Origin of the sequence: Mesorhizobium sp. B263B2A (assembly GCF_020165775.1) — a bacterium.
Lineage (GTDB): Bacteria > Pseudomonadota > Alphaproteobacteria > Rhizobiales > Rhizobiaceae > Mesorhizobium > Mesorhizobium opportunistum.
Genome location: NZ_JAIUIU010000012.1, coordinates 181,801 through 193,683, shown reverse-complemented (window position 1 = coordinate 193,683; position 11,883 = coordinate 181,801). Strand labels below are relative to the sequence as shown.

Annotated in this window: 11 protein-coding genes; 10 read left to right on the top strand and 1 reads right to left on the bottom strand. The window is 67.4% G+C overall.

What is annotated here, in order from left to right; all coding sequences use genetic code 11:
* From LB568_RS19990 to LB568_RS19970, 5 genes are all read left to right on the top strand, one after another.
* Positions 1-3,002 (top strand): cobaltochelatase subunit CobN (locus LB568_RS19990; RefSeq protein WP_224731084.1); only part of this gene is annotated, 3,002 nt, incomplete at its 5' end.
* Positions 2,999-4,492, top strand: a complete 1,494-nt coding sequence (gene cobG, locus LB568_RS19985) for a precorrin-3B synthase (protein ID WP_224731083.1) — start codon at positions 2,999-3,001, stop codon at positions 4,490-4,492. The genes LB568_RS19990 and cobG, both read left to right, overlap by 4 nt.
* Before the next feature lie 2 nt (positions 4,493-4,494).
* Positions 4,495-5,127 carry a precorrin-8X methylmutase gene (locus LB568_RS19980; protein WP_140575713.1) on the top strand — a complete coding sequence of 211 codons (633 nt, stop codon included), beginning with the start codon at positions 4,495-4,497 and terminating at the stop codon, positions 5,125-5,127.
* Entirely contained in the window at positions 5,124-5,882 is a 759-nt protein-coding gene (locus LB568_RS19975; RefSeq protein WP_224731082.1) for a precorrin-2 C(20)-methyltransferase, read from the top strand. Before LB568_RS19980 ends, LB568_RS19975 begins: the two co-directional genes overlap by 4 nt.
* On the top strand, positions 5,879-6,643 hold the full coding sequence (locus LB568_RS19970) for a precorrin-3B C(17)-methyltransferase (protein ID WP_224731081.1): 765 nt from the start codon (positions 5,879-5,881) through the stop codon (positions 6,641-6,643). The genes LB568_RS19975 and LB568_RS19970 overlap by 4 nt, the downstream gene beginning before the upstream one ends.
* Here LB568_RS19970 and LB568_RS19965 read toward each other — a convergent pair.
* Positions 6,607-7,368 carry a cobalt-precorrin-6A reductase gene (locus LB568_RS19965; protein ID WP_224731080.1) on the bottom strand — a complete coding sequence of 254 codons (762 nt, stop codon included), beginning with the start codon at positions 7,366-7,368 and terminating at the stop codon, positions 6,607-6,609. The two genes, LB568_RS19970 and LB568_RS19965, sit on opposite strands and share 37 nt — an antisense overlap.
* A gap of 1 nt (position 7,369) precedes the next feature.
* Here LB568_RS19965 and cbiE point away from each other — a divergent pair, with 1 nt between their 5' ends.
* From cbiE to LB568_RS19940, 5 genes are read left to right on the top strand one after another with little or no spacing between them, the layout of a single operon-like run.
* The gene (gene cbiE, locus LB568_RS19960) at positions 7,370-8,611 is read left to right on the top strand and encodes a precorrin-6y C5,15-methyltransferase (decarboxylating) subunit CbiE (protein ID WP_224731079.1); all 1,242 of its coding nucleotides are present in this window, start codon (positions 7,370-7,372) and stop codon (positions 8,609-8,611) included.
* Positions 8,608-8,994, top strand: coding sequence for a cobalamin biosynthesis protein (locus LB568_RS19955; RefSeq protein ID WP_224731078.1), 387 nt, complete (start codon positions 8,608-8,610; stop codon positions 8,992-8,994). Before cbiE ends, LB568_RS19955 begins: the two co-directional genes overlap by 4 nt.
* Positions 8,991-9,755, top strand: a complete 765-nt coding sequence (cobM, locus tag LB568_RS19950; RefSeq protein WP_224731077.1) for a precorrin-4 C(11)-methyltransferase — start codon at positions 8,991-8,993, stop codon at positions 9,753-9,755. Before LB568_RS19955 ends, cobM begins: the two co-directional genes overlap by 4 nt.
* Positions 9,752-10,570 (top strand): uroporphyrinogen-III C-methyltransferase, encoded by an 819-nt coding sequence (gene cobA / locus LB568_RS19945; protein WP_224731076.1) that lies wholly within the window; start codon positions 9,752-9,754, stop codon positions 10,568-10,570. Before cobM ends, cobA begins: the two co-directional genes overlap by 4 nt.
* On the top strand, positions 10,567-11,880 hold the full coding sequence (locus LB568_RS19940; RefSeq protein WP_224731075.1) for a cobyrinate a,c-diamide synthase: 1,314 nt from the start codon (positions 10,567-10,569) through the stop codon (positions 11,878-11,880). Before cobA ends, LB568_RS19940 begins: the two co-directional genes overlap by 4 nt.
* Positions 11,881-11,883: the final 3 nt, after the last annotated feature.

Here is an 11,883-nt window from a genome sequence, read left to right as displayed (position 1 = left end):
CGCCGCACCCGGGCGAACCCACCCCACCCGGCCCTGCGGGCCACCCTCCCCTCGAGGGAGAGGGAAACGCCACGCCAGTCATCCCCATCCTCTTCTACCGCTCGATGCTGCTCGCCGCCGACATAGCCCCCATCAACGCGCTTTTCGAAGCACTACGGCAGCGCAATATGCTCCCCGTCCCGATCTTCGTCTCCAGCCTGAGGGACCCAGCCTCCCTGGCCTTCGTCGAAACCGCGCTCGCCACGCTGAAACCCGCCGCCATCATCGCCGCGACCGCCTTTGCGTCCGGCGCCGAACCCGGCGTCGAGACCCTGTTCGACCGCGCCGGCGTGCCGGTCTTCCAGGTCATCGTCGCCACCACCCGCCGCGACGTCTGGGAAAACAACCAGCGCGGCCTGGCACCCGCCGACCTTGCCATGCATGTCGTGCTGCCCGAACTCGACGGCCGCATCCTGACCGGCGCCATTTCCTTCAAGGGCGAGAGCGAGACCGATCCGGCACTTGGCCATCGCGCTTTCGCCAATCGGCCGGAACCGGATCGCGTCGCCCAAGTGGCGGACCGCGTTGCGGCTTTCATCAAGTTGCAGCAGACGCCCCGCGCCGAGCGCAAACTGGCCATCCTGATCCCGGATTATCCAAGCGCCCCCGGCCGCACCGGCTATGCCGTCGGCCTCGACGTGCCGTCCAGCGTGCTGGCGATGCTGCACGACCTGAAGGAGCAGGGTTATGGGGTTGAGGGGATTCCTGAGACGCCGCGTGAATTGCTGGGCTTGCTGGAGCGGGGCAAGGTTGGGCTGGGGCTGGAGGAGTATCTGGACTTCTCGAAGAGCCTGCCAACAGCGGCAATTGCCGCGGTAGAGGCTGCATGGGGAAAAGCCGAAGGTTTGCGCGAGGCACCCCCCTCTGTCCTGCCGGACATCTCCCCCGCAAGGGGGGAGATCGGAAGTTTCAACGCTGGGGCCACTCTTGCAACGTTGGAGATTGGCGAAGACAAAGATGAGGGGGTAATCTCCCCCCTTGCGGGGGAGATGTCCGGCAGGACAGAGGGGGGTGTTCAAGCTCCGACCTCGACCCACTTCCCCTTCCGTGCCGCCACCTTCGGCAACATCACCGTAGCCCTCGCCCCCGATCGCGGTCGCTCCGCCGACCGCCGCGCCGACTATCACGATCCGACGCTCCCGCCCCGCCATGCGCTCCTCGCCTTTGGCCTCTGGCTGCGCAAGTCGGTCGGCGTCCATGCCCTCATCCATGTCGGCGCCCATGGCACGCTGGAATGGCTGCCGGGCAAAACCGTCGCGCTTTCGCAAAACTGCTTTCCCGAGATCGTCACCGGTCCGCTGCCTGTCATCTATCCCTTCATCGTCTCCAACCCCGGCGAGGCAGCACAGGCCAAGCGGCGCATCGCCGCCGTCACGCTTGGCCATCTGCCGCCGCCGCTGACCGGTGCCGGGCTCGACGAAAATCAGCACAAACTTGAACGGCTGGTCGACGAATACGCCCAGGCCGATGGCCTCGACCGCCGCCGCCGCGATCGTCTAGCCAAGCTGATCGTCGAGACCGCGCAGAAAACCGGCCTCGCCTCGGAAGCCGGCGTCGCCAGGACCGACGCACCCGACGAAGCGCTGCGCCGCATCGACGCCTGGCTTTGCGATCTCAAGGATTTTGCCATCAAGGACGGGTTGCATGTCTATGGCCGTGCGCCCGAGGACGAGCCCGACGCCATGCGCCGCCGAAGTGCCGAGGCCGAGAAGGCGGCGCTGCTCGCCGCGCTCGATGGCCGCCACGTCAAGGCCGGTCCGGCCGGCGCGCCGGCGCGGGGCCGCTCCGACGTGCTGCCCACCGGCCGCAACCTGTTCACGTCGGACCCGCGTACCATGCCGACGCCGACCGCCTATGATCTGGGCAAGGCGGCGGCGGAAGAAGTGGTGCGCGGCTACATGCAGTCGCATGGCGACTGGCCGCGCTCGCTGGTCATCGACCTCTGGGGCTCGGCCTCGCTGCGCACCGGCGGCGAGGAGATCGCGCAAGGTCTGGCATTGATGGGCGGCCGCCCGCAATGGGATGCTGCCACCGGCCGCATCACCGGCATCGAGGTGTTGCCGCCGGCCATGCTCGGCAGGCCACGCGTCGACGTCACCTGGCGCATATCGGGCCTGTTCCGTGACATGTTCCCGACCCAGATCGCGCTGATCGATGCCGCCGCCAGTGCCGTCGCGGCCCGCGACGAGGAGGATGCGGAAAACCCGCTCGCAGCCAAAACCCGCATTGAGGGCAAGATCAGCCCGCGCATCTTCGGCACCTCGCCCGGCACCTACGGCGCCGGCGTGGAGGATCTGCTGTCGAGCGGCGAGTGGAGCGCGCGCGAGGAGATCGGCCGCGCCTATCTCGACGCCACCTCGCATGCCTATGGCGGCGCCGGCGGCGAAGGCGTCTCGGCACCAGGCGCTTTCGAGGGCCGCATCGCCGAGGCCGACCTTCTCGTCCACACCGGCGACGACCCCGGCCGCGACATCCTCGAAGGCTCGGCCGACGTCGCCTTCATCGGCGGCTTTTCGGCCGCACTCGCGGCGCTCGGCAGGAATGCCGACGTCATCGTGCTCGACACCACGGATCCGCAAAAGCCGAAGCCACTCTCGGTTGGTGAGGCCGTGTCGCGGGTGGTGCGCGCCCGCGCCGTCAACGCGCGTTTCATCGCCGGCCAGATGCGCCACGGCCCGCGCGGCGCCTCCGAATTCGCCGAGACAGTCGACCGGCTGGTCGGCTTTGCCGAGACCACCCATGCCATATCGGGCGAGCTGATCGAGGCCGTGCACGACGCCTATGTCGGCGACGCCGAAGTTCGCGCCTTCATCCTGCGCGAAAACCCGGCGGCCGCGAAAGTCATTGCCGAGCGTTTTCTCTCGGCGCGCCGGCGAGGCCTCTGGCATCCGCTGCGCAACTCCGTCGACGACGACCTCGCCGCACTCATTGCCGAGGCGGAAGCGCTCGGGGTGGCGGCATGAACGCTTTCTCGCGCCGTGGTGCCTGTCCGGCTCTGTCGGCGCCGATGCTGACCGGCGACGGGCTATTGGTGCGGCTCAACCCGGTTGCCGGAGGCCTGTCGCCGAAGCTGTTGATCGCCCTGGCCGAAACCGCCCTGCGGCACGGCAACGGCATCATGGAGGTGACCGCTCGCGGCAGTTTGCAGATACGCGGGCTGACCACGGAAAGCGCTGGGCTGCTGGCGGCAGAGGTCGATGCGCTGGGCATTGCGGTGCGCACAGGCGTGCCGGTCGAGACGGGACCGCTGGCGGGCATCGATCCGCAGGAGATCGCCGATCCGCGGCCTATGGCTGAGCGGATCAGGGTGGCGGTCGATGAGGCTGGGTTGACGCAACGGCTGGGGCCGAAGGTTTCGGTCATCGTGGACGGCGGCGGGCAGCTGTCGATGGATGCAGTGACAGCTGATGTGCGGCTGAAGGCGGTGCGAGCCGACAACGACATCGTTTGGAGCGTATCGATTGCGGGCGACGGCCGAAACGCGAAGGTATTGGCAAAGGTCGATGCAAATGCTGCGAGAGACATTGCCGTCGCTGCGCTGAGAATGGTCGCCGAGAAAGGCCGTGAGGCTCACACACGGGATTTGTCGGATCGACAGTTGGTGTCTCTGGCAGGTTGGCTATGCTTGACAAGTTTGCGCGAGGCGCCCCCCTCTGTCCTGCCGGACATCTCCCCCTCAAGGGGGGAGATTACGCTGTCACCGATGGTTTCGCCAATCTCCGGTCTTGTTAAGGAAAAGCCGGCGCCCGCACTGCCAATCTCCCGCCTTGAGGGGGAGATGTCCGGCAGGACAAAGGGGGGCGCCTCGCGCAAACCTGTCGGCCTTTTCCCCTTGGCCGGCGACACTCTCACCCTCGGCATAACCCTCCCCTACGGCAGCATGCCGGCGGACAAAATCATCGCCCTCGCCCAAAGCGCCCTCTCCCTCGGCACCACCGAAATCCGCCTCGCCCCAGGCCGCGCTTTGCTCTTCCTCGGCCAGCCACCGGTCGCCAACCAGCCCCTTCAAGACACAGCCGCCGCCCTCGGCTTCGTCACCTCCTTCACCGACCCGCGCACGCGCATCGCGGCTTGCCCCGGCACCCCGGCCTGTGCTTCCGGCCGCATCGCCACGCGCGACATAGCCGGGACGATCGCCGCCGAAAACGCCGACATCCTCGACTTCACGCTGCACATTTCCGGCTGCGCCAAGGGCTGCGCGCATCCCGGCCCGGCGGCGCTGACGATCGTCGGCGGCGAAAATGGAGCCGGACTTGTCGTGAACGCGACGGCAAAGGCCCTTCCTGCCGGGTACAGGCCGGGCTATGACGCCGCGCGTGGTTTCAGTCGCGTCGCGGCGGCGATCCGCAGCGCACGATATCCGGGCGAAACAGCCGCCGCTTGCCTGACAAGGCTCGGGCAGGCCGGCATCGCCGAGGCTTACCGACAGGCCCAAACCAAAAAACGGAAATGAACATGGCCGCCTACGACTACATTCACGACGGCACGGCGATCTACGAGCGCTCCTTCGCCATCATTCGCGCCGAGGCCGACCTTTCTCGCTTCTCGGAAGCCGAGGCCGATGTCGCAATCCGCATGATCCATGCTTGCGGCCAGGTCGAGGCATCAAGCCATTTCGTTTTCTCCCCCGATTTCGTTGCCGCCGCCCGCACCGCTTTAGCGGCCGGCGTGCCGATCTTCTGCGACGCGCAGATGGTCTCGCACGGTGTCACCCGCGCCCGGCTGCCGGCCGGCAACGAGGTGATCTGCACATTGCGCGACCCGCGCACGCACGACATCGCCAGGGAAATCGGCAACACCCGTTCGGCCGCGGCAATAGACCTGTGGGGCGAGCGTATGGCAGGCTCCGTCGTCGCCATCGGCAACGCGCCGACCGCGCTGTTCTATCTTCTGGAAAAGCTGCGCGACGGCGCGCCGAAGCCGGCGGCCATTATCGGCATGCCGGTTGGCTTCGTCGGTGCCGCCGAATCCAAGGATGCGCTGGCCGAAAATTCCTATGGCGTGCCCTACGCCATCGTGCGCGGCCGGCTTGGCGGCAGCGCTATGACCGCCGCCGCGCTCAATTCATTGGCGAGGCCCGGCCTGTGAACGCCATCGCAAAAGGCCGTCTCGTCGGCGTCGGCACCGGTCCCGGCGACCCCGAGCTGTTGACGCTGAAGGCCGCGCGGGCCTTGGCCGAGGCCGATGTGGTGGCCTATTTCGCCAAGCGCGGCAACAACAGCAACGCGCGCGCCATCGTTGAAACGCGCTTCCGTCCGGACATGACGGAACTGCCCCTGCTCTATCCCGTGACCACGGAAATCGACAAGGACCACGACGACTACCGGTCGCAGATCACGGCTTTCTACGAAGAGTCCGCCGAGACGGTGGCCGGGCACCTCGAAGCCGGCCGGATGGTCGCCGTGCTGTCCGAAGGCGACCCGCTGTTCTACGGCTCCTACATGCACCTGCATGTGCGCCTCGCCCATCGCTTCCCGACCGAAGTCATTCCCGGTATCACCGCCATGTCCGGCTGCTGGTCGCAGACCGGTGTTCCGATCGTCCAGGGCGATGACGTGCTGACCGTGCTGCCGGGCACGATGAGCGAATTCGAGCTGAGCCGCCGGCTGGCCGACACCGATGCCGCCGTGATCATGAAGGTCGGCCGCAACCTGCCCAAGATCAGGCGCGCGCTGGAGGCGACCGGCAAGCTGACGCGCGCCGTCTATGTCGAGCGTGGCACCATGGCCGGCAGCGTTTCGATGAGGCTTGCCGACAAACAGGATGACAAGGCGCCCTATTTCGCCATCGTGCTGGTGGCCGGCTGGTCCGGCCGGCCCGGTGCGCTGGGAGCGCAGACATGAGCGGCCGCCTCACCGTCATCGGCCTCGGCCCCGGCAATGCCGACCAGGTCACGCCGGAAGCCAGCCGTGCTGTGGCGCAAGCGAAATTCTTCTATGGCTACAAGCCCTATCTCGACCGGCTGGAGCTTCGCCCCGACCAGACCCGCGTCGCCTCCGACAATCGCGAGGAACTCGCCCGCTCCAAGGATGCCCTGATCAAGGCCGCGGAAGGCCATGACGTCGCCGTGGTCTCTGGCGGCGACCCCGGCGTGTTCGCCATGGCGGCCGCCGTCTGCGAGGCGATCGAGGCCGGCCCAGCCGAATGGCGCGCCGTCGATATCGCGGTCGTTCCCGGCATCACCGCGATGCTGGCGGTCGCCGCCCGCATCGGCGCACCACTTGGCCATGATTTCTGCGCCATCTCGCTGTCCGACAATCTGAAGCCATGGGACTTGATCGAGCTGCGCCTATTGGCAGCCGCCGGCGCGGGCTTCGTCATCGCGCTCTACAACCCGATCAGCAAGGCGCGCCCCTGGCAGCTTGGCCGCGCCTTCGAGTGCCTGACCGCCATCCTGCCCGGCACCACGCCGGTCATTTTCGGCCGCGCCGCCGGCCGCCCGGACGAGCGCATCGAGGTCTATCTGCTGGCCGATGTCGAGGCTGAGAAGGCCGACATGGCGACCTGCATCATCATCGGCTCTCAGGAAACCCGGATCATCAAGCGCGGCGACAAGCCGGCGCTGGTCTACACGCAGCGTTCGGCAGCGGGCCCGACAAAATGATCGATCATCGCGGCCAGAACTTCGACGGTTTCCGCCGAGGGAACATCCGGCAGATCGGGCCTTTGGACCATGACCACGTCGACGCCCAGCGCCCGCGCCGCGGCGATCTTGCCGTAGGTGGCCGCGCCGCCACTGTTCTTGGACACGACAATTTCGATGCGATGGGTTTCGAGCAGGGCGCGTTCGTCGTCCTCCCGGAACGGCCCGCGCGCCAGCAGATAGGTCGCATCGGGCACAGCCAGCTTCGGTTCGATCGGATCGACGCTGCGAATGAGATAATGGTGCTGGGGCGCGGCGTCGAAGGCACCGACCTCTTGCCGGCCCAGCGCCAGGAACACGCGGCGCGGCGCCGCTCCCAGCGCTTGCACGGCATCATCGACCGTATCGACCAGCGTCCAGCGGTCGCCTTCTACCGGTTCCCAGCCTGGGCGGCGCAAGGCGAGGATCGGCACGCCGGCCATGCGCGCCGCCTGCGCGGCGTTAGCGGAGATTCGCGCCGCGTAGGGATGCGTGGCGTCGATCAGCAGATCGGTGCGCGTCTCCCTGAGATAAGCGGCCAGCCCGTCGGCGCCGCCAAATCCTCCGCTTCGCACCGGCACCCCTTGCGCCACCGGCCTTTCGGTGCGGCCGGCCAGCGACAGCGTGACCGAAGCGCGCGCGACCAGCTTCCCGGCGAGTTGCCGGGCCTCCGTCGTGCCGCCAAGGATCAGAATGCGGTGGGTCATCATGCCTGTTGAGGGTCTGCGCGGCGCCAAGCTCAACGCGAGGTGGCTCACCATCGTCGGCATCGGCGAGGACGGTTTAGCGGGTCTCGGCGACGAGGCCAAGCAGCGGATTGCCGGGGCGGAAATCATCTTCGGCGGCAAGCGGCATCTGGCGCTGGTCGCTTCCTTCGCCAAGGGCGAACCCCGTCCCTGGCCGGTTCCTTTCGATCCGGAGATGCGCGATGTGCTGGCGCTTGCCGGCAGAAACGTCTGCGTGCTCGCCTCCGGCGATCCCTTTTTCCATGGAGTCGGCGCCACCCTCGCCCGCAAGGTCAAAGCGCGTGAGATGCATGTCATCCCCGCTCCGTCAGCCGTTTCGCTTGCAGCCGCCCGCCTTGGCTGGGCGCTGCAGGAGATCGAGACCGTCTCGCTGCATGGCCACTCGATCGACCTGATCCGCCCCCTGCTGCAACCCAACGCGCGCATTCTGGCGCTGACATCCGATGGCGACGCACCGGCCGCAATTGCGCACCTGCTCACCGAACTCGATTTTGGCGCTTCACGGCTGACGGTTCTGGAGGCGCTGGGCGGTCCGAAGGAGACCCAGCGCTCCGCCCGCGCCGATGCCTTCGACATCGAAAACATCAATCCACTCAACGTTTTGGCTATCGAAATTGATTCGAGCCCGCAAGCCCGCGTGCTGCCGCTCACGGTTGGCCTTGCCGATCATTTGTTCGACCATGACGGCCAGATCACCAAGCGCGAAATCCGCGCCATCACCCTGTCGGCGCTGGCGCCAAGGCGCGGCGAACTGCTGTGGGACATCGGCGCCGGTTCGGGCTCCATCGGCATCGAATGGATGCTCGCCCATCCCCTGATGCGCACGATTGCCATCGAAGCCGACCCCATCCGCGCCACTCGCATCGGCAACAACGCCGCTGCCTGCGGCGTTCCCGGCCTCGTCGTGGTGGAAGGCAGCGCGCCCAGGGCACTTGCCAAACTGGACACGCCCGACGCCATCTTCATCGGTGGCGGCGGAAGCGACTCCGGCGTGTTGGCCGCCGCCATCAAGGCGCTGCGCCCCGGCGGCCGGCTCGTCGCCAATGCGGTGACATTGGAGATGGAGACCCTGCTTCTCGCCCAGCACATAAAACTGGGCGGCGATCTCACGCGCATCACCATTTCGCGCGCTTCGCCGGTCGGCTCGATGCAGGCCTGGCGTCCGGCCATGCCCGTCACCCAATGGAGCTGGGTAAAGCCATGATGGTCGCGGGCATCGGCAGCCGAAAAGGCGTGAACGTTGAAGACGTGCTTGCGGCGATCGAAACCGCTCTCGAAGCGCATGGGCTGGCGATGACGGCGCTTTCCGCACTGGCGACCGCCACGCTCAAACAGGATGAGGATGCGATCGCCGCCGCCGGCCGCGCGCTGAACCTACCGGTCATCATCGTCGATGACACAGCGCTTCAGGCCGTATCGACGGACACGCTCAGCCATTCCGATCTCTCGCAAGAGCTGGCCGGCACGTCGTCGGTTTCCGAAGCATCGGCCCTCGCGGTGGCCGGCAAGGGCGCCAGGCTGCTCGGCCCCCGAACGGTGCTCGGCCCGGTCACCTGCGCCATCGCCATCAGCGGAGACGCGCCATGACCGTTCATTTCATCGGCGCCGGTCCGGGCGCCGCCGATCTCATCACGCTGCGCGGTGCCAAACTGTTGGCAAGCTGCCCGGTCTGCCTCCATGCCGGCTCGATCGTCGCGCCCGAATTGCTGCAGCACTGCGCGCCGGGTACAAAGCTGATCGACACCGCGCCGATGTCGCTTGACGAGATCGAAGCCGCCTACCTCGATGCCCACAGAGCCGGCCACGACGTCGCCCGCCTGCATTCCGGCGACCTGTCGGTGTGGAGCGCCGTCGCCGAGCAGATCCGCCGGCTGGAAAAGCACGGCATCCCCTATACGCTGACGCCGGGCGTGCCCTCCTTCGCCGCCGCAGCGGCCGCGCTGCGCCGCGAGCTGACCATTCCCGAGGTCGCGCAGAGCCTGGTGCTGACCCGCATCTCCGGCCGCGCCTCGAAGATGCCATCAGGTGAAACGCTGGCCGGCTTCGGCCGCACCGGTGCCACGCTGGCCATTCATCTGGCCATCCACGCCATCGACCGCGTGGTCGCCGAGCTGACGCCGCACTATGGCGGTGATTGCCCGGTAGCGATCGTCTTCCGCGCCTCATGGCCGGATGAGCGCGTGCTGACCGGCACGCTCGCAACGATCGAGGCACAGCTTGCGGCCGATCCGATGGAGCGCACGGCGATCATCTTCGTTGGCCGCTCGCTTGCAGCGGAAGGGTTTGGCGAGAGTTCTCTTTACGACGCCCATTACCAGCGGCGTTTTCGCGGACGGGACGGATTGTGAGCGGCACCAGCAAAAACAAGGGCGGCAACGCCACGCTCGAACAGGCCTTGTCGCGGCTGAACTTCAAGCCGCGCCCGCTCGATCCGGGCCATGTCTGGCTGGCCGGCGCCGGCCCCGGAGATCCCGGCTGCCTGACCTTGGAAGTGCTGGCTGCCCTGGCCGAGGCGGATGCGCTGGTCTACGACGCTCTTGTCTCGCCTGATGTCGTCGCGGTTGCCGATAATGCCGAGCTTTTCTTTGCCGGCAAGCGCGGCGGAAAACCGTCGATGAAACAGGACGACATCACAGCACTGCTGGTACGGCTGGCCCGCGAAGGCCGCCGCGTTATCAGGCTGAAGGGCGGCGATCCCTATATTTTCGGCCGTGGCGGCGAAGAGGCGTTGGCGCTGGTGCGCGAAGGCATTCCCTTCCGCGTCCTGCCCGGCCTGACATCGGGCCTCAGCGCGCTGACCGCTACCGGCATCCCGGCCACCATGCGCGGCATCAACAAGGCTGTGATCCTGGCGACCGGCCACGCCGCCGGCACCGATGACGACATCGACTGGGCGGCAATCGCCCGCACCGGCCAGCCCGTCGTCGTCTATATGGGCATGGCCAATCTGCCCCTGATCGCAGCGGCACTGCTCGATGGCGGGCTGGCGCCATCGACACCGGCGGCGGTGATCGTCGCCGCCACCACGCCGCAGGAGCGAACCGTCGTCGCCACGCTCGCCACCATCGCCGAGCAAGCAGCCGCCGCCGGGCTCGCCTCGCCGGCTCTGATCGTCGTCGGCGGCATCGTCGCCATGCGCGCGGCCCTGGCGGGCGGGGCATGACTGCCCGCGCGATCATCATCGGCGCGCCGCGCTCCGGCTCCGGCAAGACCAGCGTCACCATCGGCATCTTGCGCGCGCTCACCCGGCGCGGGCTCAAAGTGCGCGGCGCCAAATCCGGCCCTGACTACATCGATCCCGGTTTTCACACTGCCGCCACCGGCCTGTCCGGCGTCAACCTCGACAGCTGGGCGATGCCGCCATCGCTGCTCAACGCGCTCGCCGCGCAACAGGCAGACGATACGGATTTCGTCATCCTCGAAAGCGCCATGGGCCTGTTCGACGGCATTCCGGCCGCGCCGGGCCGCACCGGCTCGGCGGCGGATCTTGCCCGGCTCTACGGCCTGCCGGTGCTGCTGGTGCTCGACGTGTCCGGTCAATCGACCACGGCGGCGGCCGTCGCCAAGGGGTTCGCCACCTACGATCCCGATGTGCGCATGGCCGGCGTCGTGCTCAACCGGTTGGGCAGCGAGCGTCACCGGCGGCTGTCCGGCGACGCCATCGAGGCGATCGGCCTGCCCGTCGTCGGCGCCATCCTGCGCGATCCCACGCTCAATCTACCAGAACGCCATCTCGGCCTCGTCCAGGCCGGTGAGTATGATGACTTGATGGCGCATCTCGACCGACTGGCCGACATGGCGGAGAAATCGCTCGACCTCGACGCCGTGATGAGGCTGGCAACGCCCCTCGCCCCGGCAACCGGCGGCTTTGAAGACGCGCTGCAGCCGCCCGGCCAACGCATCGCGCTGGCGGAAGATGCCGCCTTCACCTTCCTCTATCCGCATGTGGTGGCCTACTGGCGCAAGGCCGGCGCCGAGATCGTCCCGTTCTCGCCGCTTGCCGATGAAGCGCCTGACGAGAGCTGCGATGTCTGTTGGCTGCCCGGCGGCTATCCCGAACTCCATGCCGGTCGCCTGGCAGCAGCGGAGACCTTCAAGACAGGGATAACCCGCTTCGCTGCAACAAAGCCCATCCATGGCGAGTGCGGCGGCTTCATGGTGCTCGGCGAGGCGATCGAGGATGCCTCGGGCCAAACGCATCGCATGCTTGGCCTGCTCGGTCATTCCACCAGCTTCGCCAAACGCAAGATGAACCTCGGCTATCGCGAGGCGCGGCTGCGTGCGGATTGTCCGTTGGGCTCACAGGGAGCGCTGATCCGGGGCCACGAATTCCATTATGCGCAGATGACTGCCACCGGCAATGACGAGCCGCTGGCCGACCTCGCCGATGGCCAGGGCAATCCGATCGGCGCTTCGGGCTATCGGCGCGGCCATGTCAGTGGCACCTTCTTCCATGCCATTGCGAGGGGTTAGGCC

Bases quoted from the DNA above. Each gene is read 5' to 3' on its own strand.
- cbiE (WP_224731079.1), top strand. From the start codon at position 7,370: ATGCCTGTTGAGGGTCTGCGCGGCGCCAAGCTCAACGCGAGGTGGCTC.
- LB568_RS19955 (WP_224731078.1), top strand. From the start codon at position 8,608: ATGATGGTCGCGGGCATCGGCAGCCGAAAAGGCGTGAACGTTGAAGAC.
- LB568_RS19980 (WP_140575713.1), top strand. From the start codon at position 4,495: ATGGCCGCCTACGACTACATTCACGACGGCACGGCGATCTACGAGCGC.
- LB568_RS19970 (WP_224731081.1), top strand. From the start codon at position 5,879: ATGAGCGGCCGCCTCACCGTCATCGGCCTCGGCCCCGGCAATGCCGAC.
- LB568_RS19965 (WP_224731080.1), bottom strand. From the start codon at position 7,368: ATGACCCACCGCATTCTGATCCTTGGCGGCACGACGGAGGCCCGGCAA.
- LB568_RS19940 (WP_224731075.1), top strand. From the start codon at position 10,567: ATGACTGCCCGCGCGATCATCATCGGCGCGCCGCGCTCCGGCTCCGGC.
- cobG (WP_224731083.1), top strand. From the start codon at position 2,999: ATGAACGCTTTCTCGCGCCGTGGTGCCTGTCCGGCTCTGTCGGCGCCG.
- cobM (WP_224731077.1), top strand. From the start codon at position 8,991: ATGACCGTTCATTTCATCGGCGCCGGTCCGGGCGCCGCCGATCTCATC.